At 64.9% G+C, this 21,500-nt stretch carries 27 protein-coding genes; 15 read left to right on the top strand and 12 right to left on the bottom strand.

Annotated features, from left to right (window positions below; all coding sequences use genetic code 11):
* Positions 1 to 4 precede the first annotated feature (4 nt).
* Positions 5 to 1,729 (bottom strand): purine-cytosine permease family protein, encoded by a 1,725-nt coding sequence (locus JWN03_RS13705; RefSeq protein ID WP_297614355.1) that lies wholly within the window; start codon positions 1,727 to 1,729, stop codon positions 5 to 7.
* 228 nt (positions 1,730 to 1,957) lie between these two features.
* Between JWN03_RS13705 and JWN03_RS13700 the strand changes: the two genes are divergently transcribed.
* Together JWN03_RS13700 and fmdA are read left to right on the top strand one after the other, a co-directional pair.
* Positions 1,958 to 2,233, top strand: coding sequence for an FmdB family zinc ribbon protein (locus tag JWN03_RS13700; protein ID WP_297614353.1), 276 nt, complete (start codon positions 1,958 to 1,960; stop codon positions 2,231 to 2,233).
* A gap of 18 nt (positions 2,234 to 2,251) precedes the next feature.
* Positions 2,252 to 3,505, top strand: coding sequence for a formamidase (gene fmdA, locus JWN03_RS13695; protein ID WP_297614351.1), 1,254 nt, complete (start codon positions 2,252 to 2,254; stop codon positions 3,503 to 3,505).
* 25 nt (positions 3,506 to 3,530) lie between these two features.
* On the opposite strand, the gene JWN03_RS13690 is transcribed toward fmdA, so the two are convergent.
* The 4 genes from JWN03_RS13690 to JWN03_RS13675 form a co-directional block, all read right to left on the bottom strand.
* Entirely contained in the window at positions 3,531 to 4,853 is a 1,323-nt protein-coding gene (locus tag JWN03_RS13690) for an MFS transporter (protein ID WP_297614349.1), read from the bottom strand.
* Between the two features lie 351 nt (positions 4,854 to 5,204).
* Positions 5,205 to 5,513, bottom strand: a complete 309-nt coding sequence (locus JWN03_RS13685) for a DUF3467 domain-containing protein (RefSeq protein ID WP_297614347.1) — start codon at positions 5,511 to 5,513, stop codon at positions 5,205 to 5,207.
* A 71-nt stretch (positions 5,514 to 5,584) separates the two neighbouring features.
* Positions 5,585 to 6,079, bottom strand: coding sequence for a hypothetical protein (locus tag JWN03_RS13680; protein WP_297614345.1), 495 nt, complete (start codon positions 6,077 to 6,079; stop codon positions 5,585 to 5,587).
* Between the two features lie 331 nt (positions 6,080 to 6,410).
* Complete coding sequence (locus JWN03_RS13675; RefSeq protein WP_297614343.1) at positions 6,411 to 6,935, bottom strand: PadR family transcriptional regulator; 525 nt, start codon at positions 6,933 to 6,935, stop codon at positions 6,411 to 6,413.
* 96 nt (positions 6,936 to 7,031) lie between these two features.
* Here JWN03_RS13675 and JWN03_RS13670 point away from each other — a divergent pair, with 96 nt between their 5' ends.
* Together JWN03_RS13670 and JWN03_RS13665 are read left to right on the top strand one after the other, a co-directional pair.
* Complete coding sequence (locus JWN03_RS13670) at positions 7,032 to 7,589, top strand: hypothetical protein (RefSeq protein ID WP_297614341.1); 558 nt, start codon at positions 7,032 to 7,034, stop codon at positions 7,587 to 7,589.
* A complete protein-coding gene (locus JWN03_RS13665) occupies positions 7,586 to 8,908 on the top strand; it encodes a carotenoid oxygenase family protein (RefSeq protein WP_297614339.1) in 1,323 nt (440 codons plus the stop codon). Before JWN03_RS13670 ends, JWN03_RS13665 begins: the two co-directional genes overlap by 4 nt.
* Positions 8,909 to 8,946: 38 nt before the next feature.
* On the opposite strand, the gene JWN03_RS13660 is transcribed toward JWN03_RS13665, so the two are convergent.
* Positions 8,947 to 9,885, bottom strand: coding sequence for an alpha/beta hydrolase (locus JWN03_RS13660; protein WP_297614337.1), 939 nt, complete (start codon positions 9,883 to 9,885; stop codon positions 8,947 to 8,949).
* 123 nt (positions 9,886 to 10,008) lie between these two features.
* Between JWN03_RS13660 and JWN03_RS13655 the strand changes: the two genes are divergently transcribed.
* The 6 genes from JWN03_RS13655 to JWN03_RS13630 all read left to right on the top strand — a co-directional run bounded on the left by JWN03_RS13655 (position 10,009) and on the right by JWN03_RS13630 (position 14,190).
* Entirely contained in the window at positions 10,009 to 10,890 is an 882-nt protein-coding gene (locus JWN03_RS13655) for a tat pathway signal sequence (RefSeq protein WP_366914396.1), read from the top strand.
* A 78-nt stretch (positions 10,891 to 10,968) separates the two neighbouring features.
* Positions 10,969 to 11,385 carry a nuclear transport factor 2 family protein gene (locus JWN03_RS13650; RefSeq protein WP_297614335.1) on the top strand — a complete coding sequence of 139 codons (417 nt, stop codon included), beginning with the start codon at positions 10,969 to 10,971 and terminating at the stop codon, positions 11,383 to 11,385.
* Between the two features lie 170 nt (positions 11,386 to 11,555).
* Positions 11,556 to 11,831 (top strand): helix-turn-helix transcriptional regulator, encoded by a 276-nt coding sequence (locus JWN03_RS13645; protein WP_297614333.1) that lies wholly within the window; start codon positions 11,556 to 11,558, stop codon positions 11,829 to 11,831.
* A complete protein-coding gene (locus tag JWN03_RS13640; RefSeq protein WP_297614331.1) occupies positions 11,828 to 12,370 on the top strand; it encodes a hypothetical protein in 543 nt (180 codons plus the stop codon). The genes JWN03_RS13645 and JWN03_RS13640 overlap by 4 nt, the downstream gene beginning before the upstream one ends.
* A 66-nt stretch (positions 12,371 to 12,436) precedes the next feature.
* Positions 12,437 to 13,189: a dienelactone hydrolase family protein gene (locus tag JWN03_RS13635; protein ID WP_297614329.1), complete on the top strand. Its 753-nt coding sequence runs from the start codon at positions 12,437 to 12,439 to the stop codon at positions 13,187 to 13,189.
* Between the two features lie 65 nt (positions 13,190 to 13,254).
* On the top strand, positions 13,255 to 14,190 hold the full coding sequence (locus JWN03_RS13630; RefSeq protein WP_297614326.1) for an aldo/keto reductase: 936 nt from the start codon (positions 13,255 to 13,257) through the stop codon (positions 14,188 to 14,190).
* Here JWN03_RS13630 and JWN03_RS13625 read toward each other — a convergent pair.
* Positions 14,177 to 15,784, bottom strand: a complete 1,608-nt coding sequence (locus tag JWN03_RS13625) for a DHA2 family efflux MFS transporter permease subunit (RefSeq protein WP_297614325.1) — start codon at positions 15,782 to 15,784, stop codon at positions 14,177 to 14,179. The genes JWN03_RS13630 and JWN03_RS13625 overlap by 14 nt on opposite strands.
* Positions 15,781 to 16,413 (bottom strand): TetR/AcrR family transcriptional regulator, encoded by a 633-nt coding sequence (locus tag JWN03_RS13620; protein WP_297614323.1) that lies wholly within the window; start codon positions 16,411 to 16,413, stop codon positions 15,781 to 15,783. The genes JWN03_RS13625 and JWN03_RS13620 overlap by 4 nt, the downstream gene beginning before the upstream one ends.
* Before the next feature lie 95 nt (positions 16,414 to 16,508).
* On the opposite strand from JWN03_RS13620, the gene JWN03_RS13615 reads away from it, so the two are divergent.
* On the top strand, positions 16,509 to 17,312 hold the full coding sequence (locus JWN03_RS13615) for an SDR family NAD(P)-dependent oxidoreductase (protein ID WP_297614322.1): 804 nt from the start codon (positions 16,509 to 16,511) through the stop codon (positions 17,310 to 17,312).
* A gap of 7 nt (positions 17,313 to 17,319) precedes the next feature.
* Here the strand turns inward: JWN03_RS13615 and JWN03_RS13610 are convergent, their stop codons facing one another.
* Entirely contained in the window at positions 17,320 to 18,282 is a 963-nt protein-coding gene (locus JWN03_RS13610; RefSeq protein WP_297614320.1) for a DNA polymerase domain-containing protein, read from the bottom strand.
* 94 nt (positions 18,283 to 18,376) lie between these two features.
* Positions 18,377 to 18,610: an SDR family oxidoreductase gene (locus JWN03_RS13605; RefSeq protein ID WP_441342985.1), complete on the bottom strand. Its 234-nt coding sequence runs from the start codon at positions 18,608 to 18,610 to the stop codon at positions 18,377 to 18,379.
* Here JWN03_RS13605 and JWN03_RS13600 point away from each other — a divergent pair.
* Positions 18,579 to 18,797, top strand: a complete 219-nt coding sequence (locus tag JWN03_RS13600) for a hypothetical protein (protein WP_297614519.1) — start codon at positions 18,579 to 18,581, stop codon at positions 18,795 to 18,797. The two genes, JWN03_RS13605 and JWN03_RS13600, sit on opposite strands and share 32 nt — an antisense overlap.
* Positions 18,798 to 18,815: 18 nt before the next feature.
* Here the strand turns inward: JWN03_RS13600 and JWN03_RS13595 are convergent, their stop codons facing one another.
* Complete coding sequence (locus JWN03_RS13595) at positions 18,816 to 19,013, bottom strand: hypothetical protein (protein ID WP_297614317.1); 198 nt, start codon at positions 19,011 to 19,013, stop codon at positions 18,816 to 18,818.
* Positions 19,014 to 19,159: 146 nt separating this feature from the next.
* Here JWN03_RS13595 and JWN03_RS13590 point away from each other — a divergent pair, with 146 nt between their 5' ends.
* From JWN03_RS13590 to JWN03_RS13580, 3 genes are all read left to right on the top strand, one after another.
* Positions 19,160 to 19,849, top strand: coding sequence for a DUF899 domain-containing protein (locus tag JWN03_RS13590; RefSeq protein ID WP_297614315.1), 690 nt, complete (start codon positions 19,160 to 19,162; stop codon positions 19,847 to 19,849).
* A 61-nt stretch (positions 19,850 to 19,910) separates the two neighbouring features.
* A complete protein-coding gene (locus tag JWN03_RS13585; protein WP_297614314.1) occupies positions 19,911 to 20,123 on the top strand; it encodes a DUF5302 domain-containing protein in 213 nt (70 codons plus the stop codon).
* Positions 20,124 to 20,308: 185 nt separating this feature from the next.
* Positions 20,309 to 21,010 carry a serine hydrolase gene (locus JWN03_RS13580; RefSeq protein WP_297614312.1) on the top strand — a complete coding sequence of 234 codons (702 nt, stop codon included), beginning with the start codon at positions 20,309 to 20,311 and terminating at the stop codon, positions 21,008 to 21,010.
* A gap of 78 nt (positions 21,011 to 21,088) precedes the next feature.
* On the opposite strand, the gene JWN03_RS13575 is transcribed toward JWN03_RS13580, so the two are convergent.
* Entirely contained in the window at positions 21,089 to 21,421 is a 333-nt protein-coding gene (locus JWN03_RS13575) for an EthD family reductase (RefSeq protein WP_297614310.1), read from the bottom strand.
* Between the last annotated feature and the right edge of the window lie 79 nt (positions 21,422 to 21,500).

The following is a 21,500-nucleotide window of genomic DNA, read 5'->3' as shown; positions in this document are numbered from 1 at the left end:
GGTATCAGCCGACGGCGGACGGCTGTTCCAGGCCGAGGCGCTCGGCGTCGGTGGTATCGCGGTAGGCGGCGGATTGGCACTGCTCATGGCAGTTCTTGGTAAGCGTGCAGGTCAGCGAGGAGATAGGCCCGCCGTGGAAGGGGCAGTCGTGCACCATATCCGGAAGTTCGTAGCGCTTGCCGTCCACCACGTCCAGCAGGGTCTGGCCGGCCCACAGCGGTTCCTTCTCGATTTCCTCCCGGAGCGGATTGGGCCGGGCCAGATAGTATTTCCCGCCCGTGGCCAGTGCGATCAACGGTGTGAGCACCAGCGCGATGGTCAGCGCGAGATAGGGCGACCAGGCCTCGAGGAACGCACCGAAGGCGCCGAAGTACGCGGCGATCGATACCGCCGAACCGGCGAGCATCGAACCGAAGCCGACCGGATTGATCGGGTACAGGTACGCCCGCTTGAATTCGATATAGGGCGGGCTGATCTTCAGCAGCCCCTTGTTGATCACCAGATCCGCGACGATCGCGCCGATCCAGGCGATGGCCACATTCGAGTAGAACCCGAGAATCGTATTCAGCACCGTGAACATATTGGCGAGCATGAGCGTCAGTGCGATGCCGATGTGCAGTACCAGCCACACCACCCGTCCGGGGTGGATGTGCAGCACCCGGCTGAAGAAGTTGGACCAGGACAGCGAACCCGAATACGCATTGGTGACATTGATTTTGATCTGCGACAGCAGCACCATGACGGTCGCGACGGTCAGCGCCGCGGCATGGCTGTGGATCATGGAACCGTAGCTGCCCAGGAACATTTCGATCGGCTCGGTGGCGCGGGTGAAGCCCACCTGACCGGCGATATAAAACGCGAGGAAGGCGCCGCACAGCTGTTTGGCCGCGCCCAGGATCACCCAGCCGGGTCCGGCCGACAACACCGCCGCCCACCAGCGCAACGGCGGCGTCTCCGACTTCTCCGGCATGAAGCGCAGGTAGTCGACCTGCTCACCGATCTGCGCGATGAGCGAAAGGGCCACGCCCGCACCGGATCCCACCGCAATGGCGCTGATCCGGTCACTGCCGCCATTGCCCGCCCAGGACAGGAAGCCCTCGAAGCCGTGCGGATCACTGATGTCGATCATGACCAGCGGTGCGGCGAACAGGATGAGCCACAGCGGCTGGGTCCAGACCTGAAATTTCGCCAGCGCCGACATGCCGTACAGGACCAGCGGAATAATGATCAGCGAGCCGATCAGATAGCCGAATACCAGCGGTAGATGGAAGGCCAGATGCATGGCCTGCGCCATGATCGCACCTTCCAACGCGAAGAAGATGAAGCAGAAACTGGCATAGATCACACTGGTCAGGGTCGAACCGAAGTACCCGAAACCCGCTCCGCGAGTGAGCAGATCCATGTCCAGGTTGTATTTGGCGGCGTAGTAGGCGATGGGGATGCCGGTCAGGAAGATGGTCACGGCCGCGACCAGGATGGCGATCACCGCGCTGGCGGCGCCGTGGGTGACGGCGATCGAGGCGCCGATCGAGTAGTCCGCCAGGTAGGCGATGCCGCCGAGAGCGGCGATGGAGCAGGCCATCGGGCTCCAGCGGCGAAAGGACTTGGGCGCGTAGCGCAGTGAGTAGTCCTCGATATTGTCCTTGGCGGCCCAGGTCTGAAAGCGGGCCCAGCGGGTCGGGGGCGGCGCGGTCGGATCAACCGGCGCAGACGAGGCGGTGGTGCTCATCGGGGGTCTCCTAGTTCTGACGCCGCGGCAGGGCTGGGGGTCGCGGCGAAAACAGACGCTAGGTGGAATATTTTCAGATGACTATAATCCGAATGAAAGTTAACTCACGCGATACCGGGCTCGTTCGTCGTAATACGAAGTTCACGTGCCGGTTCCGCTGCGGAGACATCCGGGCCTTTGTATCGTCTCCGTACGGAATACATTCGTTTGAAACTAAATGAGGTAAGCGTGCCCCTCTACGAGTTCCACTGCCGCGACTGCGGCAGCTTCGACCGCAGCTACTCGATGGCCGAGGTACCGGCCGCGGCGGACTGCCCCGAATGCGCGGGCGCGAGCCGGCGGCAACCCGGCGGCGCCTTCGTGCGGCCCGGATCCGCCGCCGCCCGGCTCATCGACGCCACCACTCGGACGGCGAGCGAGCCCGCGGTGGTCGGCGCCCCCGCCGGCCGCGGCGGCGCGCCCGTCACCCGGAATCCGCTGCACCGCAAGCTTCCCCGTCCCTGATACCGAAGGAGTGCTGTCATGCCCGAGTTGTTGTTCCCCCTGGATTCCCGCAAGAAGTTCACCGAGCAGCAGTTCGTCGGCCACAACCGGTGGCACCCGGACATTCCCGCGCCGGTGACCGTCAAGCCCGGCGACGAGTTCCGGGTGCACGTACGGGAATGGTTCGACGGCGCGATCCACAATGACGACAGCGCCGAGGATGTGCTGAACGCGCCGCTGAGCACCGTGCACTGCCTGTCCGGTCCGTTCGCGGTGGAGGGCGCCCAGCCCGGCGATCTGCTCATTGTCGACATTCTCGATATCGGGCCTATCCCGCAGGAGGATTCGGGTCCGCTGGCCGGGCAGGGCTGGGGTTACACCGGCATCTTCCCCACCGATAACGGCGGCGGCTTTCTCACCGAGCACTTCCCCGACGCCTACAAGGCGATCTGGGATTTCAGCGGCCACACCGCGACCTCGCGGCATGTGCCGGGCGTGAAGTTCACCGGCATCATGCATCCGGGGCTCATGGGCACCGCGCCTTCTGCCGCGCTGCTGTCGAAGTGGAATGCCCGCGAGGGTGCGCTCATCGCCACCGATCCGCTGCGCGTGCCGCCGCTCGCGCTGCCGCCGGAACCCCGCGATGCCATTCTCGGCTCGCTCACCGGAACCGAATTCGACCGTGCCGCAGGCGAAGCCGCGCGTACCGCACCGCCCCGCGAGAACGGCGGCAACCAGGACATCAAGAATTTCACCCGGGGCAGCCGCGTCTTCTATCCGGTCTTCGTGGACGGCGCGAAGCTGTCGGTCGGCGATCTGCACTTCTCGCAGGGGGATGGTGAGATCACCTTCTGCGGCGCCATCGAAATGGGCGGTTTCATCGACCTGCGCGTGGATCTGATCAAGAACGGCATGGAGCTGTACGGCGTCAGCGAGAACGCCATCTTCATGCCCGGCAACGAGGGCCCGAATTACACCGAGTTCCTGGCCTTCTCGGGCACCTCGGTCACCCTCGGCGGCGAACAGCGCTACCTGGACTCGCAACTGTCCTTCGAACGCGCCTGCCTGCACGCCATCGACTACCTCACCAAGTTCGGCTACAGCCCCGAACAGGCGTACCTGCTGCTCGGCGCCGCCCCGATCGAAGGCCGCTTCTCCGGCGTCGTGGATATCCCGAATTCCTGTGCCACCGTGTATATCCCGACCGCCATCTTCGATTTCTCGATAACCCCCACCGCGGGCGGACCGGTCACCATCGACCCCGGTATGGGCGCACCCCGAGCCACCCGCTGACCACGACCCTGCGAATCGGCAGCGGTTACGAGGCTGCCGATTCGAGGGTGTGGCCCTTGGTTTCCGGGGCTCCCCAGACGCAGATTCCGAAGCCGACCGCGGTCAGGGCGGCCGCGTACAGGAAGGTGGGGCCCATGCCCAGGTGGTTCAGGGACCAGGGCAGCAGGTAGGTGCCCAGGGCCGCGCCCACTCGGCTGATCGAGGTGGCGATGCCGACGGCGGTGGCGCGAATGTGGGTGGGGAACAGCTCGTTCGGGTAGGTCCAGTCGAGCACGTTCGGGCCGCCGCAGAAGAAGGCGTACAGGCACAGCATGAGGAAGGCCAGCAGCGCGGGCATGGTCGGCCAGACGCCGATGAACAGCACCGGAATGATCATCAGTCCGAAGCACCAGATAATGGTCGGGCGGCGGCCGACGGTATCGATGAGCCGCATGGCGGGCAGGCAGCCGACCAGGAAGACCAGGCTGATCAGCCCGGTACCGAGGGTGTCCATCCAAGTGCCCGAAGGCATTCCGAACGACGCCAGAATCTGCGGGCCGAAGGTCAGCATGGCGAACAGCACCGCGACCTGACACAGGAAGAAGCCGCAGCAGAACACGATGCGCTTGCGGTACTTCGGGCCGAACAGCTCGCGAATGCCGCCCTGCCGCTCCGTGCGCACCTCGATGAGATCCTCCGGCGCGACCCGCACGTGCAGGTATTTCTCCACCATCTGCGCGGCCTTGTCGGCCTTCCCGTGCTGCGCCAGCCAGCGCGGCGATTCCGGGGCGGTGCTCTGCCGGATGATCAGGAAGAAGACACACAGCACCGCGCTGCTCGCCAATTGCCAACGCCAGCTGCCGTTTCCACCGAAGGTCAGCAGCAGGTAGCCGACCACATACGCGAGCACCGAGCCCGCGTACCAGGCGACGATCTGGAAGCCGAGCAGTTTGCCGCGCTGCTTGGTCGGCAGCCACTCCCCCAGCAAGGAGGTGGCGATCGGATAGTCCGCGGCGACCGCCATGCCGAGCACAAAGCGCAGAATGACGATGAGCCAGGTGGATTCGGCCCAGAACGACAGAATCGAGCACACCGCCATCACCACCAGGTCCGCGGTGTACATCACCTCTCGCCCGATCTTGTCGGTCAGCACACCGAACAGGGCGCCGCCGATGAACATGCCGACCAGCGCTGCCGCACCGATCAATTGGGTATCGCCGGTACTCAGGTCCAGCTCCGCCGTCATCCCGATCAGCGCGGTGCCGACAATGCTGAGGATGTAGCCGTCCAGCAGCGGACCACCGGAACACGCGATAGCGAGGCGCTTGTGGAATCCGGTGAAGGGCGCGTCATCGATGACGGTGCTCAATTCAGCCCTCCCGTAGACGACCTGGCAAACACCCTGAAGCAGCGATTAATTAGCAAATGCCGCGAACCTACCCTCGCGGCGACCCGCTGCGAGGCGCTGACACGCCGAAGGCCCGGTCCACTGGGACCGGGCCTTCGGAAACGGCGGGGAGAACTGTCAGCGAGCGGCTCCGGGAGTCGGCGGCAGACCGGCCCCCCGGCCGGCACCGGAGGCCGGCGCGGAGGTGGTGACGTGATATCGGCGGCCACCTATCCGATCGGTCCGATAATGCACCGAAGAATCGCTCACCGTACGGTCGTTCGAATTCCCCACCATTGTGATGACACTGGAGACGATCACCTTGTACTCCTCTTACTCTCCCAAGTGGGAGATACCGCCGAATTGCTGTTCGTAATTACTCATGCTGTCGTTGAGGGTCTGCATCAATCGAAAGATCATCGCGGGCGGAAATTTCACCCGGGACACCACTTGAACCGGCTGGCGCAGCACGGATTTACCGCTGTCGTCGACGCTCGGATCGGTCGGCAGATACACGATGAAATCGATGGTGAAATCCGTGCGGTTGTACCAGCACGTGAATCCATTTGCGTAAACGCCGGAGCTCATCGATTCGGGCACGATCACCTCGATATTCACCGCGGGCGGGGTCGTATCGCTCATCAGCGCACCTCCCATGGACGCCCGGAAGGGTCACCTCGTGGATGACCCTTCCGTTCTGTCACTCGTGGTGACTAACGCGCCTGACGCTGACGCGTCTGCTGCCGGAGCTGCTGCAGCTGCATCTCGCCTTGACCTGCCTGATCCTGCGCACGATTGGCCTGGTCCTCCGCCTGCTGAGCAAGCTGGCTGGCCTGGTCGGCCTGATCCTGCGCGGACTGTGCCCGCTGTTGCGACTGGCCGGCCTCACTCTGAGCCGACTGCGCCTGGCTCTGCGCCCGGTCAGCTTCGTTCTGGGCCTGCTGCGCCTGATTCTGCGCCTGAATGGCCTGCTGACGGGCCTGTTGGGCCTGCTGCGTGGCCTGGCTGGCATCGCTCTGCGCCATTTGCGCCTGGTACTGGACCTGACGTGTCTGCTGCTGAGCCTGCCGGGCGAGGTTCTGCGCCTGCTGCGCATTCTGGCGAGCGCCCTGTGCCTCCTGCCGCGCTTCGTCCACGCGGTTCTGGAGCACGTCGATATCCCGGAAATTCATATCTTCTCGTACTGCTTCGTGGGTCTCCTGTGCCATGTGAAATCTCCTACTTTCGATCGGGTGGGACTTAATCAGCCTGGCACCACCCGTGAACGAAATGCAATGCGCACGGAACATAATCGAAACAGACAGTCAAGTATCCGATTCTGTGAAATTGACGACAGTGCGGCAATTTTCACGCCCGCCGCCACAGCACACCCTCCGCAGCGCCGCGCACTCCCGCCCGAGCAGATAACGAGACGAAGGCGCTCGGCTCAGCGAACACAGGGAATTTCATGATCATCACATAATTCAAGATCAATGTCCCGGCAAAGACCGTAAATATTCCGGCCCGCGGGATTCACCTGCGTTTACAAATAGTGCCGCGCTAAGAGTTGCGCTCCGGGATCTGTTCGAGCGCCCACTTCGCCCATTCCTGGTTCATGGCGTAGTAGCGCTCGCCCCACTCCATGGCGATGCGGCCGTAGACGGACAGGTTGCTTTCGTCCCAGTCGATGCTGGCCTCGAGGCTGTGCAGGTCGTCCTGGGCCCGCGCGGTTCCGGCGCCGAGCTCGGCCAGATATTTGCGCGCCTGTGCCTGGCTGACGGCGCCGAGGAAGAACACGCGCATCAGCATTTCGTTGCGCGCCACCCGTTTCGGCGCGGTCTCGGTCAGCCAGTGCCGCAGCTCGGCCAAGCCGTCGTCGGTGAGGGTGTATTCCTTGCGGCCGCGCGCACCCTCGTCCGATACCGAGATCAGCGCACTGTCGGCAAGCTTGGTGAGCTCGGTGTAGATCTGACTCTGGGTGGCCGGCCACACCGACGCCAATGAGCTCTTGAACCGCCGCAGCAGGTCGTATCCGCTCGCGGGATGGTCGGCCAGCAGGCCGAGCAGGGCGTACCTCAGGCTCATAAGAATCATCCTACATTCCACTATTGACATGTCGAACACACACGCTCTAGCTTTGACATGTCACAATAGGAATGTCACGCCGAGGAGCTTTCGAAGATGTCCTACCTCCGCACCTTCGCCCCCTGGATCGTCTACGCAGTGGTCCCCACCCAGCATTGGCAGTGGGCCGCCCTCATCGCCTTCGGCATCTCGATCGCCGGCATCGCCCGCCAGACCCGCGCCGGTCAGAAGTGGGACGCACTGATCATCGATATCGGCTCCGCGGTCTTCTTCGCGGCGCTGACCGTGCTCGCCTTCGCAGATCCGCACACCGCGCTGCACCCCTACACGCCGGCGCTGTCCTCGGGCGTACTCGCGCTGATCGCGGGCACCTCACTCGCACTGCGCATTCCGTTCACCCTGGCCATCGCCAAGCAGAGCACCCCGCGCGAATTGTGGGAGCACCCGGGATTCATCCGCACCAATTACGTCATCACCTCGGTGTGGACCGCGAGTTTTGTCATCGGCTGCGTGGCGCTCACCGCGCTGGCACATTCTTCCTCGGGGCTGCGCACCACCGTGCAGGTCGCGGCCTTCGCGATCCCGGTTGCCTTTACCCTCGCCTATGTGGCCCGTGTGCAGGCCAAGGCGCAGAAGTTGGTGAATCCGTCATGACCATGTCCCCGCCGTACCTGACCGGAAACTACGCCCCGGTCACCGAAGAACTGACCGCACAGGAACTTTCGGTCACCGGCAGCATTCCCCCGGAGCTCTCGGGCTGGTACCTGCGCAACGGCCCCAACCCGCACGAAGCCGCGTCCAGCCACTGGTTCCTCGGTGACGGCATGGTGCACGGCGTCCGTCTGGAGCACGGCCGCGCGGTCTCCTACCGCAACCGCTGGGTGCGCACCACCACCTTCACCGACGGCGCCCGCGGCTATCGCAGCGACGGCACCCGCGACCTGACCGCCGGAGTCGCGAACACCCACGTCATCCGGCACGCCGGACGCACGCTCGCCCTGGTCGAATCGTCGTACCCCTACGAACTGACCAGCGAACTCGATACCGTCGGCCCCTACGATTTCGACGGCGCTTTGCACACCGCCATGACCGCGCATCCGAAAACCTGCCCGCGCACCGGCGAACTGCACTTCTTCGGCTACGAGGTCACCGGGCCGCCCTTCCTCACCTATCACCGGGCCGATGCCACGGGCAAGCTGCTGCTGAGCCGCCCGATCGAGGTGCCGGCCGCGACCATGCACCACGATTTCGCTCTCACCGCCGAACATGTTGTATTCATGGATCTCCCAGTGGTTTTCGACCTGGACGTCGCCAAAGCCGGTGGCGGAATGCCATTCCGGTGGCGTGATGACTATCAGGCCAGGCTCGGTGTGCTGCGCCGCGACGATCCGCACGGCGCGATCGCCTGGTTCCCGATCGACCCCTGCTATGTCTTCCACTCCCTCAATGCCTTCGACGAACCGGGGCGAATCGTCCTGTACGTCATGCGCTATCCGCAGCTGTGGCGCACCGGATCCGACTCGTTCACCGAGGCATCGCTCTGGCGCTGGACCGTGGACCTGAGCACCGGTGCTGTGCGTGAGGAGCAATTGGACGACCGCGCCGCCGAATTCCCTCGCATCGACGACCGGCTGACCAGCCTCGACTCTCGCTTCGGGCACGCCACCATTTCCGGCGAGGCCCGCGAATCCGGTTCGGGCGGCGCACTGGTCCGCTACGACCTGCACACCGGTGACCGCAGTACCCACGAGTTCGGCGCGGGTCGGGTGCCCGCCGAGGCCGTCTTCGCTCCCGCCGACGAAAAGCCCGGCGGCAGTGGGTATCTCATCACCTACGTCTACGACGCCGCCACCGATCGCAGCGACCTCGTCATCCTCGATGCCACCGATCTGTCCGCCCCGCCACTGGCGAGCGTGCACCTGCCGCGCCGTGTTCCCTACGGATTCCACGGCAGCTGGCTGGCCGACCGATAGAGCAGCCGAAGGCCCGGTCCACATGGACCGGGCCTTTCTCAATCCTGCAGTGCCAGACGCAGATCGGTGAGCCAGCGCTGCTGGGTATTGCGGGCCAGGCGGGTGTTCGAGGCATACAACTCGAACAGGTGCCAAGCGCCCGGAACATTGTGGACGGTGACTGGAATGCCGGCGTCCATCAGTCGACGGGCGTAGTCCAATCCCTCGTCACGCAGTGGATCCATATCGCACACCAGCACAAAAGCCGGTGGCAGTCCGGACAGATCGGTGGCGCGGGCCGGGCTGGCATAGATCGGAACGGCGGTCACGCCGGGCAGGTAGTACCGGTACGTCCGCTGAATCGCGGGGCCGTTGACGATACGGGGATCGGTGATGCGCCGGGCCGATTCGGTGTCGTGCCGATCGTCGACGGTCGGAATGTACAGCGACTGATAGGCAATGGCCGGGCCGCCGCGATCGCGTGAGAGCAAGGTCAGCGAGGCGCTCAACCCGCCCCCGGCCGATTTGCCGGTCACCGCGATGCGGGTGTCGTCGATCCCGAGTTCGTTCGCGGACTTCGCCATCCATTCCAGGGTCGCGTAGCAATCCTCCAGACCTGCCGGATAGGGATGCTCCGGAGCCAGTCGGTAGTCGACCGAAATCGCCACCGCACCAACCTCTTCCGCAATATCGATGGCGGTGCGGTCGGCCCCCGGCTCGGACGCGCCGAAGGCGAAGCTGCCGCCGTGGATGTGCAGCACGCCCGGCAGCGGGCCGGTCACGCCCTTCGGCCGGTAGACGCTGATCGGAATCCGATTGCCATCCGGGCCGTCGATCTCCAGATTGTCGATCGTCACGCGCGAGGTGTCCAGGGGCAGCTGATCCATCGCGGCCTGGAAATTCCGCCTGGTCGCCGCGATATCGGCGAAGGAATCCGGCCGGTCGGGCAGGCCCGCCAGGATCTCGGCAAGCTCGGGATGGGCGGTCGTGGTGGTCATCGCTACTCCAATAGTCTCAGTGATACCGTTGCAATGGGACTAACATATAGTCTCAATGAGATGGTGTCAATAGCGAGGTCGCGCCTACGCCCTTCCAGCGGGTAGATCGGCTACGTTCGGGCGATGAGGCGGGGCATTGTCGGCGTTGCTCTCGGTGCGTCGATGCTGCTCGCCGGATGCTCGATAGGCGATGCCGGGCGCGTGGCAGCACCGACGTCCAGCACGCTGCCGTCATCGACGGTGTCGGCCCCGACAACGAAAACCCCACCGCCTGCACTCTGCCCGCCACTGGATTGCGATATGCGGGAACGTATTTCGGCAGTGAACGAGTATCTGGCGGGACGGCCCGGAACCGTCGGATATGTCATCCGCGATCGCGTGGGCGGCGGAACTTTCCGCAATAACAATGCGGACACGCGGATCTGGGCAGCCTCGACCGTGAAACTCGCGATGGCCGTTGATCTCTTCACCCGCGCCGACGCGGGTTCGATCGACCTGTCCGCCTCCGATCGAGACCGCATCCAGCGCATGCTGCACAGCTCGGACAATGACGCCGCCGATGCACTGTGGCAGCGCTATTCGGGCGCCGGTCAGACCGAGTACAACACCGGCTTCGCGCAATACGGGATGACCGACCTGCGCCCGCAGACCGAACTGCCGTACTGGGGCCTGCAGAAATGCACCGCCGATGATCTGGATCGACTCATCGTGCACGCGCTGACCGCATTGCCCGAGGCGGACACCGCGTATCTGGTCAAGCAGATGCAGAATGTCGACCCGGTCCAGCAGTGGGGTGTCTGGGGCGCGGGCGCGGCCGAAGAGCCGGGCAATAAGGACGGCTGGTCCGAGGAGGACACCGGATGGGTGGTCAACTCCGTCGGCTTCGCCGGGCCCGGCCAGCGCTACACGCTGGCGATCATGAACTCACTCGGCGACGCCGGCGGGTACGACGACGGTGTCGAAACAGTCACCCACGTGGCCGCATTGCTGCTCGCCGACCGCTGAGGGACTACCTGGACACCGGGACCGAATCTTCGGGTACCGTCCCAGGTACCTATTCAACGAGTTGCATACGAGGTGCCGATGAATTCCTTCCGACAGGCCGTGGAGGCCCGTGACCAGCAGGCCATCGAAGCGCTACTGGCCGACGATGTGGTGTTCACCAGCCCGGTGGCGTTCAAGCCGTACCCCGGCAAGGCGATCACCGCGGCCATCCTGCGCGGCGTCATGCGCGTCTTCGAGGACTTCCACTACGTCCGCGAGATCGCCGACAGCAATGGCCGCGACCACGCCCTCCTCTTCGAAGCCACCGTCGCCGGCAAGAAACTCACCGGCTGCGACTTCCTGAAATTCGACGACGAAGGCAAGATCATCGACCTCATGGTCATGGTCCGCCCCCTCTCCGGCGCCACCGCCCTCGCCGAGGCCATGGGCGCCCAGTTCGAACAGATCCAGCAGGAAGCCATGGCTCAAATCCAGCGCGAAACCGCTGAGGCATAAGCATTTTCGTGCATGCTCCGTAACGATGAAGGCCCGGTCCAGTTGGACCGGGCCTCCGCCGTTCATAGGCCGCCACAACCACATATACGCGTGACTCCCCACCGCTGTAGCTCGGAAGATGCTGTTGTAAATGCTTGATATCTTGTTGGGTTTTTGCAACACTATGTTGTGTGAGCCCAGTGAGAAGGGGGGAAACCCTCCCGATATTCAATCGGATCGCGGTGTTGCGAGCGGAGCATCGGATGAGTCGTGCGGCTCTGGCCGAGGCGGTGAACGTCAATATGCAGACGATCGGCGCGCTCGAGCGGGGCGACCACTATCCGAGTCTCGATCTGGCGCTGCGGATTTGCGAAACGTTCGGGCTGCCGGTGGAGGCCGTGTTCTCACGCACCGAGTTCCGCCCGATGTCGGCGGAGGTTTACGCCCGCACGAAAGGACAGCCATGACCACTCCATCGATCGGCCTGCTGGATCGGTACCAGGACTACCGGATTCGGCGCTGGCATGTCCGCGACGAGCGCATCTCCGGAATGCTGCCGAAGTGGCGCAACCAGCGCCGCCGCCGGAAGCTGGTGATCGTGGTCGCCGTGGCCATCGGCACCATATTCCTCACCGGACTGCTGTGCGTCTTCAACCTGAAGTGGGCCCCGCTCATCGCGGTAGCCGCGGCGGTGGTGATGATCCCGGCCTGGACCATGCTGCGCATCGCCTCCAATGGATACGACCACGCACCGGCGGAAGCACTCGACGAATTCGAGATCCAGCAACGCGATACCGCGCGGTCCATGGGCCTGGCAGTCAGCCAGTCGCTCACCGTGCTGCCGATCTTCTACCTGATCTTCGCCGGCGCCTTCGACCCGAAGGCCGAAGCATTCCGAACCGCCTACGCCGGAGGCATGATGGGCCTGGCCGCCCTCATGGCCGGCGGCTGCGCGCCCGCAATGATCCTGGGCTGGAACCGCCCGGACCCGGAACCGGAACCCTGAGGCGACTCGACTCTCAGCGATCTATGCGGTAGTGCTTGGTATCGCATCGAAGAGGAGGTATCCGACGTGAGTTCGGTGAACGGTGTGACGGTGGAGGTGCCGACCGCGGATGGTGTCGCGGACGCCTATCTGGCGAGCCCGGCGGATGGGGTCGCCCGGCCGGGTGTGCTGATGTTCATGGACGCCATCGGGATTCGTCCGCAACTCGAAGGCATGGCACGGCGAATCGCCGCACACGGGTATACCGTACTGCTGCCGAATCTGTTCTATCGGCACGGGCGTGCACCGTTGCTCGAGCTGCCGGAATTCATCGATATGAGCAAGGCGTCGATCTTCTCGGAAATCGGCCCGATGATGGCGACGCTGACACCGGATCTGGCCATGCGGGACGCGGGGAGCTACCTGGACTGGTTGTCGGCATCACCGCTGACGATCGGAGACCGGGTGGGCGTCACCGGCTATTGCATGGGCGGCCGGACGGCCCTGCTCACGGCGGAGCACTTCCCTGACCGGGTCGCTGCGGCGGCCGCGTTCCACGCCGGCCGGCTGGCCACCGATCAGCCCGACAGTCCGCACCTGCTCGCCGACCGGATCACCGCCGAACTGTATTTCGGTCACGCAGATCAAGATCCATCGCTGCCGCTCGAACAGATCGAGCGCCTGAACGAGGCACTGACTACGGCCGGAGTGACCTTTCGCGCCGAGGTCTATCCCGGTGCAGGTCACGGCTACACCCAGGCCGACACCAGCCGATACGACGCCGCGGGCGACGCCCGGCATTGGCAGGAATTGCTCGCGCTCCTCGACCGCACCTTGTGAATCGCGGTCACGCGCACCGAAGTGGACGAGGCCGCCTCCGGTAACCGGGGACTAAGTTGAAGTGCATGGCACTTCTGGGAACTACCGACCTGGATATCTATCCGCTGTGCTTGGGCGGGAACGTGTTCGGCTGGACCGCTGATCGAGAGCAGTCCTTCGCCGTGCTGGACGCGTTCACCGCGGCGGGCGGCAACCTCATCGACACCGCCGATGCCTACTCCGCCTGGGTTCCAGGCAACTCGGGCGGCGATTCCGAGACGATCATCGGCGAGTGGCTGGAAAGCCGCGGCAATCGCGACTCGGTATTCCTCGCCACCAAGCTCGGCAAATGGAGTGAGCGGCCCGGGCTGGGCACCGCCAATATCCGTGCAGCCGTGGAGGATTCGCTGCGGCGGCTGCGCACCGATCGCATCGATGTGTACTACGCCCACTTCGACGACACCGAAGTCCCGCTCGCCGAAACCCTCGGCGCGTTCGATGAGTTGGTACGAGCCGGCAAGGTGCGCTATCTGGGCGCCTCCCAGTACACCGCGCCGAGACTGGCCGAGGCCCTGGCGATCTCGAATCGCGAGGGCCTGGCCCGCTACCAGGTCGTGCAGCCGCTGTACAACCTGATGGATCGCTCGGTGTACGAGGGTGAACTCGCCGAACTGTGCGTCCGCGAAAAGCTGTCTGTGCTGCCCTACTACGGGCTCGCGATGGGCTTCCTCACCGGGAAGTACCGGCCCGGCGCCGACGAATCCGGCGCGCAGAGTCCGCGGGCGGCGGGTGCTCGCGCCTATCTGGACGAGCGCGGAGTCCGCGTGCTGGATGTCCTGGACGAGGTCGCCGACGCGCACCATGTTCCGGTCGCCGCCGTGGCACTCGCCTGGCTGCGCGCTCAGCCCGCCGTGGCCGCGCCGATCGCCAGCGCCCGCACACCTGATCAGCTGCGGGCGCTGCTCGCCTCCGCGGAGCTCAGGCTGAGCATCGGCGAGATCGAAAAGCTCAGCGCGGCATAGAAATAGGCTCTGTTTCCGGCTTCGGCGCATCCTCTTCCATGACCGCTTCGCCACGCGCCACCATGCCGGCCTGATCCGACAATGTCAGCTGCGGAATGAACAGGGCGAGCACGAAGGCGAGGACCGCGCCCGGAATCAGATACCAGAACCCCGGAACCAGCGCCTGCACATAAGCATTCACGATCGCATCGTGCAGGCCGGTGGGCAGGTGCTTGACCACCGTCGGCACCAGATTGCTCGGATCCAGGTTCGAGCCGATCACCTCCGCCCCGTGCGACCGGAAGGCGTCGGTGAGCCCTTCGGTCAGCCGGTGCGTGAAGATCGAGCCGAACACCGCGACGCCGATCGCACCGCCCATCTCGCGGAAGTAATTGTTGGCGCTGGTCGCGGTGCCGATCTGATCGGGCGCCACCGCGTTCTGCACCACCAGCACGATGATCTGCATGATCAGGCCCAGACCCGCGCCCATGGTGAACAGCATCCCGCCGATGATCCACATCGAGGTGTGCGCGTCCAGCCCGGTCAGCCACAGCAGGCTGGCGAGGATGATCAGCGCTCCCACCGGCGGATATATCCGGTAGCGACCGGTTTTGGTGATCACGCCCATCGAGGCGATCAGGGTCGCCATCATGCCGACCATCATCGGGATCAACAGCAGACCCGAGACCGCGGCGGTGGTGCCGGTAGCCATCTGCAAGTACGTCGGCAGGAAACCGAGCGCCGCGAACATCACCAGGCCGAGAATCAGGCCGATCGCCGAGGTCAGCACGAAGGTGCGATTGCGGAACAGCCACAGCGGCAGCATCGGCTCCTCGGCCCGCGCCTCCACGACAATGAACGCTCCGAGGGCGGCGACCAGCGCCGCAATCATCGACACGATCACCGTCGAACCCCATGCGTACTGCTTGCCGCCCCAGTCGGTGATCAGGATCAGCAGCGCGGTCGACGAGGACATCAGCACCACGCCGAGATAGTCGGGCCGGGTCGTCGGCCGATGGCTGGGGATCGAGAGGTAGCGGAAGGCGATGACCAGGGCCGCGAGCCCGATCGGCACATTCAGCCAGAAGCACCAGCGCCAACTGAGATCGTCGGCGAAGAAGCCGCCGAGCAGCGGGCCGGCGACCGAGGTGACGCCGAAGATCGCGCCCATCGGGGCCATGTACTTGCCGCGATCCTTCGCCGGCACCACATCGGCGATAATGGCCTGCGCCAAGATCATCAGACCGCCGCCGCCGACACCCTGCAGCCCGCGAAACGTCACGAACTCCCAGAAACCGGTGGCCGCTGCGGCGCCGACGGATGCGGCAGTGAAGACGGCGATGGCGAACAGGAACAACCAGCGCCTGCCGAACAGGTCGCCGAACTTTCCGTAGATCGGCATCACAATGGTGGTTGCCAGTAGATATGCCGTTGTGGTCCAAGCCATCTGGGAGATGCCGCCGAGATCGCCGACAATGGTGGGCATGGCGGTGCCCACGATCGTCTGATCCAGACTGGCCAGGAACATCCCCGCGATGAGCGCCGAGAAGATGAGCCAGATCCGCTTCTGTGTGAGGACAATCGGGGTCGGCGGCGCATCAGCCGTCGCGGTCATCTCGTTCTCCTGTCTTCGGGCCGTTGGAACAGCCGAGCAGCCATAACGGATTGATCGTGTAATGCGTCGGCCAGCGACCTGGTCGGGTCGGCGGCCATCGACATGGCGGCCCTCGTGGTGAGAGCCGACATGAGTCCCGCAGCGAGAGAGGCGAATTCGGGTGCAACCGGTGCACCCATCCGATCGGACAGCAGATCGGCGAGTGCGGCCTCGTGCCGAGCACCGGCGGCGATGAAGCCCGCCAGCACCCTGGGTTCGGTCGTAATAAGCTGGGTGACCAGCGAAACACCCTCGCGCGCTTCGTCTTCCGGTTCGTAGGCGGAGGCGTACAGCGCCGTCAGATCATCGATCAGCACCCCGCTCGGACCACCGGCTACGAACTCCTGCTGCGCCCGCAGCGTGCCGATATCACTGACCGGCCCGACCACGGCTTCCAGCTTCGTGTCGTAATAGTTGAAGAACGTGCGCGGCGAAACCCCTACCGCGTGCGCTACCTCCTCAACCGTCATGGCATCGAGCCCCCGCGCGACCGCCAACCGCCGCGCGGCCATACACAGTTCCAGCCGCGTCCGCCGCTTCTTCTGCTCCCGCAAGCCGATCGGCGCCTCGCCATGCTCTACTGGGGACATGGCGAAAATTTAGCATAAACTGCAATTTTTCAGAAACTGCAATAATCTGAAACGCTGGCATACAGTAGCTGGACAGACCACTAGGAGTTATCGATATGTCAGATCTGCAGGGCCGCACGGTTGTCGTCACCGGAGCGAGTTCGGGCATCGGCGCCGCCGCCGTCGCCCGCTTCGCCGAACTCGGCGCCCGCGTCGTAGTGGTCGGCCGTTCGCCGGAAAAGACTCGTGCCGTGGCTGATTCGATCAAGGCCGAGTATCACACCGCCGACTTCAGCCGGCTCGACGACGTCCGTGCGCTGGCCGACAAACTCCGCGATCGGCCGATCGACGTCCTGGCCAATAATGCCGGCGGCGTCTTCTCGGGCCGCCACCTGACCCCCGACGGCCACGAAATGACCTTTCAGGTCAACTATCTCGCGCCGTTCCTGTTGACCAACCTGCTATTGCCGTCCCTGTCCGAAGCCCAGGTGATCAATACCGGCAGCGTCGCCTACCGGTTCGCCACCCTCGACCTGAACAATCTGGACGGGCTCGGCGGCCAACGTGCTTACGGCGCAGCCAAACTCGCGGTCCTGCTCTTCACCCGCGAACTGGCCCGCCGGGAGGAGAAGCTCACCGCTACCGCCTTCCACCCCGGCGGCACGGCCACCGATGTCATGCGCGAGGACTCCATTCTCGGCCCCCTCATGCGCGTCGGCCGCTACTTCCTGCCGAGTGCCGACAAGGGCGCGGCCCCGCTGATCGAGCTGGCCACCGTCGCCGACCCGGAGTCGATCAACGGCGCCTACTTCAATAAGCACCGCCGCCAGGAACCCACCCACAAGCAGGTCACCGATCCCGAAGTCGGCGAGCGGCTCTGGGATATCTCGGCCCGGCTCACCGGTCTTCCCGCCGACTAGGACCGGCTCAGGAGTCGCGGCGGGCGCGGGCGCGGCGCTTGCCCTCGTGCATGGCCTGCACCCGGGCGACCGGGATGGTGTGGCCCTCCGCGATCAGGTCGGCGGGCAGGGCCTGTGGTGCGGGCATGAACTCCGCCCACGGATCGCGATCGCCGAGTTGCTTTGCGGCAGTGCGGATCGTGAAGTCACGCGGGTGGATATCGGGGAGGTCGGCCCAGCTCACCGGGAACGACACCGTGGCGCCGGGCCGGATCCGCGGGCTGTAGGCGGCGGCCACCGTCGCGCCGCCCGCACGGGTGGAGTCGAGAAAGACCTTGCCGCCGCGGTCTTCTCGAATGAAGGCCGTGGTGGCCAGCGCCGGATCCAATCGTTCGGCGCGGGCCGCGATGGCGCGGGTGGCAGCGGCCGCATCATCGATGCTCACCCCCGGCTCCACGGGGACGAAGATGTGCACACCCTTGGAACCACTGGTTTTCACCGCACCCGCCAGCCCATCGGCGGCCAGCGCCTGGCGAATCAGCTCGGCCGCAGCCACCACCTGCTGGAACGGCTGATCGGGCGCCGGATCGATATCGAGCACGAGATGCGTTGGGCCACCGGAGTAATCAACCAGGTTCTCGGCCAGCAGCAGTGTCACGTGATACTCGACAGCACGCTGATTGCCGAACCACAGCAGCGTCCGTACATCATCGCAAAGCGCATACGACACTTCACGTTTCGAGCTCCCCGCCCACACCGTCACCCGACTCACCCACTCCGGCGTGTACTTCGGCAGATTCTTCTGCATGAACGGCTCCTGCCCCGGCCGCACCCGCACCACCGACAGCGGCCGCCCCCGCAACCCCCGCACCATCCGCTCCCCCACCGCCTCCAAATAGTCGATGAGCTCCCCCTTGCTCGCCCCCGACCCATCGAACAGCGGACTGTCGAGACTGCTCAGCTTCAGCCCGTCACGCACCCCATCACCCATCGGCCCACCATGCGCCCGATCCCGAACCCCGTCAACCACCAGCAGTCGGCTCGGCTGGTCGCAGACCGCCGCGAGCACTTCGCCGAAACGGCCGTCAGTGCCCCATGCCGATACCACCGTCGACATTGATCACGGTGCCGGTGATGTAGGCAGCGCCGGGCGAGAGGAGGAAAGCAGCGGTAGCGGCAACTTCCTCCGGCTTCCCGAACCGGCCGAGCGGGATGGCGGCCAGCGCGGTCGCGACGATCTTCTCACTCACACCGGCAGCCATATCCGTCTCGGTGAAACCGGGGGCAATGACATTGGATGTGATTCCCCGCGAACCCAATTCGCGAGCCAGCGACCGCGGCCGACCCGATGATGACAATGCGCCCGGCGCGGTGCTTGAACATCGTATGTCCCTCGTCCACGAGGTGAGCCGCGATCGCGGCCCCGATCCCACGGTTGGCTCCGGTGACGAGAACACGCACGGCAAGACCTCCAAAAGCGCTGAATCCATTAGATTTTCGCGCTGAATCCTGCCATCCCACTCATCAGAGCCGGCGACGACCCCACTTCCGCGACTTCCACCCGCCCTGCGACTGGATCCGGGAACTGAATCCCCCGTGATGCAGCGACAAAGCTAGAAATCCGGCGATGACAAGCGCCACCACCCCGGTAGTCGTGGCCCACTTCACGAGTTCGATCAACAGGGCAATGGCGAACAGAACGACAGCAACGATGGCGAACATACTGGGGAGATACCCAGAATCCGCCACATGCACCATCAACGCCGATCTTCGGCGAACGGAGGGGGCGGGGACCGATTAGTTCGGGGGGCGGGCGGTGTCTATACAGACAAGCTCGCAATGTGTGAACACGGTCTGGGAGGACCTCTATGAGCACCAAAGCACTGCCGCCCGTCGTCGACACCGATACCTGGCGGCATGAACTCGACGCGCTGCGCATCCGGGAGAAGGCCGCGACTCGGGAGCTCGATGCGATCGCCGCGCAGCGTCGCCGCCTGCCGATGGTCGAAATGCCCGAGTACACCCTCGACGGCGAGGCGGGACCGGTCCGGCTCGTGGACCTCTTCGGCGACAAGTCACAGCTGATCGTCTACAACCACATGTGGTTCGCGGGCGAGGAGTGGCAGTGCGGCGGATGCACCGGGTTCACCTCGCAATTCACGCGATTGGAGTTCCTGGACAACTACGACGCCCGGTTCGTCATCGTCACCCAGGGGCCGATCGATGAGGCGCTCGCCTACAAGCGGCGGGTCGGAAACAAGATGACCTGGTACTCCACGGCGAACAGTTCGTTCGGCAGTGACGTCGACGCACCTCCCGGCGGCGGATTCGCCGTCAGCGTCTTCCTCCGCGATGGCGACACCGTCTACCGCACCTGGCACACCACCGGTCGCGGCACCGAACAACTCAGCCACGCCTTCCCCCTGATCGACCTGCTGCCGTACGGCCGGCAGGAGGTCTGGCAGGACTCCCCGGCCGGCTGGCCGCAGTCCCCCACCTACAGCCGCTGGGCCGGCTCCAAGGACATCGCCGCAGCCTACGGCGAACCGGGCGCCTGAATCAGCCACGCTCGGCGAAAACCAGGTAATGCCCGGCCGCCGGAAGTGGCAGGCTGGGCCCATGGCCGATGAACAAGAAGTCCCAGCCGAACAGCTAGGGGACGAAGCGACCGAATCGCCGGAAGCGGCAACCAAGCGGAAGTTCCGCGAAGCGCTCGAACGGAAGAATGGCAACGCCTCAGCCGGCGGTGCCGCCCAGAACGCCGCGAAGGTACGCGGCACCCACGCCCAGGCGGGCGGCAAACGCACCTTCCGCCGCAGGGCAGGGGGCTAGGAAACCGAGGAAGGCCCGGTCCTGACGGACCGGGCCTTCTTTTCTGGCTATGGTCCCGCTACCGGCGTAGATTCTGATGGACGCAGCTCGAGCCGTCTTCTTCTGCGAAGGGACTGCGGTGATGAGTGTGTCGAATCGCTATCGGGTAAGTGCGGTGCTGGCAGTTGTGCTCACCGTGATCATCAGTGCGTGCGGGTCGGACCGGCAAACGAGTTCGCCCGAAGCCGCCAGCTCCCCCCGAAGCCGCCCAGATCACCGATATCGTGCGCGGCAAACTGGCCGAACTCGGTCTCAGCGCAGCGGTTTTCGGCGTGTGGCGCGATAAACAGCAGATCGCCCTCGGCGCGGTGGGCGACTCCCCGCTGGGCGACCTGATCTCCCAGTACGTACTCGACCCGCTGGGCATGAAGCAGACCGAAGTGGTGCTCACCGCCCAGATCGACGAGCCGATCCTGCACGGCTACACCGATGAGCGAAAGATCTTCGAAGACGCCACCTTCTGGAACCCGACCGCATTCCTGCACAGCGGCAATATGAACTCCACCATCGCCGACATCGGCCGCTGGGTTCGCGCCCTGGGCAAGGGTGAACTGCTCTCCCCCAGCCGATTCCAGCAGATGATGGCCCCCTCCACCGCCGGCTTGGGCCCCCTCACCACCCAGAAGTACTTCGCCTTCGGCGTCCCCCACCTGGCCGACTGGCTCTTCATGAACCCCGCCTACGGCGGCTACAACGGAGTCGCCTTCTACGACACCAAAACCGCCACCACCATCGTCGTCTACGCCACTCTCGGCCCCACCGCGGACGCCGATAGAGACAACGCCATCCCGATAGGCGAGGCAATCGCCACCCTCCTGGTCCCCGACCGCCCACCACAGGTCCCATAACCCCGGCCCGGCACCAGTGGAAGAGGCCCTAGCGGCACTCTGCCGATCAGGGCCTCTTCGGCGGTTCTGACGCCGGTGCTATGCCTCGTCGAGTTGGACAACCATGCTGCGGATGGTCGCGTAGCGGCCGAGGATTGCCACATCGGTGGCGCACTGTCGCCCGATCTCGGATTCGAATGACTGACCGAGTGCATCCACGTCATCCCAATCGAGCATGCCGACAAGGTAATACGGCTCGCCGATGACCGGCTTCGCATCGCGGCTGACGGTGTAACGGCGCAGGCCGGGCAGCTGTTTGGCCAGTGGGATGTGTACGTCCCAGTAGTGGCGCTCGAATGCCTCCACGTCGGAGGGCAGGTCGTACATGACCACGAATCGTGCGCGCGGCTTGGGCTCGGTGGGCGTGCTCATCTGTCGAACTCCTGCGGGGTTGCGGCCGAGTCATCGAACCGGCTCGATAGTTCCGACGAACGCCGCTCCGCAGGATCGA

Origin of the sequence: Nocardia sp., assembly GCF_025465275.1 — a bacterium.
Taxonomy (GTDB): Bacteria; Actinomycetota; Actinomycetes; order Mycobacteriales; family Mycobacteriaceae; genus Nocardia.
This window is presented reverse-complemented; position numbering and strand designations above follow the sequence as displayed.

What these genes read in the sequence shown, in the direction of transcription:
- JWN03_RS13705 (WP_297614355.1), bottom strand. Translation starts at nt 1,729, where the DNA reads ATGAGCACCACCGCCTCGTCTGCGCCGGTTGATCCGACCGCGCCGCCC.
- fmdA (WP_297614351.1), top strand. Translation starts at nt 2,252, where the DNA reads ATGCCCGAGTTGTTGTTCCCCCTGGATTCCCGCAAGAAGTTCACCGAG.
- JWN03_RS13685 (WP_297614347.1), bottom strand. Translation starts at nt 5,513, where the DNA reads ATGAGCGATACGACCCCGCCCGCGGTGAATATCGAGGTGATCGTGCCC.
- JWN03_RS13680 (WP_297614345.1), bottom strand. Translation starts at nt 6,079, where the DNA reads ATGGCACAGGAGACCCACGAAGCAGTACGAGAAGATATGAATTTCCGG.
- JWN03_RS13675 (WP_297614343.1), bottom strand. Translation starts at nt 6,935, where the DNA reads ATGAGCCTGAGGTACGCCCTGCTCGGCCTGCTGGCCGACCATCCCGCG.
- JWN03_RS13670 (WP_297614341.1), top strand. Translation starts at nt 7,032, where the DNA reads ATGTCCTACCTCCGCACCTTCGCCCCCTGGATCGTCTACGCAGTGGTC.
- JWN03_RS13665 (WP_297614339.1), top strand. Translation starts at nt 7,586, where the DNA reads ATGACCATGTCCCCGCCGTACCTGACCGGAAACTACGCCCCGGTCACC.
- JWN03_RS13660 (WP_297614337.1), bottom strand. Translation starts at nt 9,885, where the DNA reads ATGACCACCACGACCGCCCATCCCGAGCTTGCCGAGATCCTGGCGGGC.
- JWN03_RS13655 (WP_366914396.1), top strand. Translation starts at nt 10,009, where the DNA reads ATGAGGCGGGGCATTGTCGGCGTTGCTCTCGGTGCGTCGATGCTGCTC.
- JWN03_RS13650 (WP_297614335.1), top strand. Translation starts at nt 10,969, where the DNA reads ATGAATTCCTTCCGACAGGCCGTGGAGGCCCGTGACCAGCAGGCCATC.
- JWN03_RS13640 (WP_297614331.1), top strand. Translation starts at nt 11,828, where the DNA reads ATGACCACTCCATCGATCGGCCTGCTGGATCGGTACCAGGACTACCGG.
- JWN03_RS13630 (WP_297614326.1), top strand. Translation starts at nt 13,255, where the DNA reads ATGGCACTTCTGGGAACTACCGACCTGGATATCTATCCGCTGTGCTTG.
- JWN03_RS13625 (WP_297614325.1), bottom strand. Translation starts at nt 15,784, where the DNA reads ATGACCGCGACGGCTGATGCGCCGCCGACCCCGATTGTCCTCACACAG.
- JWN03_RS13620 (WP_297614323.1), bottom strand. Translation starts at nt 16,413, where the DNA reads ATGTCCCCAGTAGAGCATGGCGAGGCGCCGATCGGCTTGCGGGAGCAG.
- JWN03_RS13615 (WP_297614322.1), top strand. Translation starts at nt 16,509, where the DNA reads ATGTCAGATCTGCAGGGCCGCACGGTTGTCGTCACCGGAGCGAGTTCG.
- JWN03_RS13610 (WP_297614320.1), bottom strand. Translation starts at nt 18,282, where the DNA reads ATGGGTGATGGGGTGCGTGACGGGCTGAAGCTGAGCAGTCTCGACAGT.
- JWN03_RS13600 (WP_297614519.1), top strand. Translation starts at nt 18,579, where the DNA reads ATGACATTGGATGTGATTCCCCGCGAACCCAATTCGCGAGCCAGCGAC.
- JWN03_RS13595 (WP_297614317.1), bottom strand. Translation starts at nt 19,013, where the DNA reads ATGTTCGCCATCGTTGCTGTCGTTCTGTTCGCCATTGCCCTGTTGATC.
- JWN03_RS13590 (WP_297614315.1), top strand. Translation starts at nt 19,160, where the DNA reads ATGAGCACCAAAGCACTGCCGCCCGTCGTCGACACCGATACCTGGCGG.
- JWN03_RS13585 (WP_297614314.1), top strand. Translation starts at nt 19,911, where the DNA reads ATGGCCGATGAACAAGAAGTCCCAGCCGAACAGCTAGGGGACGAAGCG.
- JWN03_RS13575 (WP_297614310.1), bottom strand. Translation starts at nt 21,421, where the DNA reads ATGAGCACGCCCACCGAGCCCAAGCCGCGCGCACGATTCGTGGTCATG.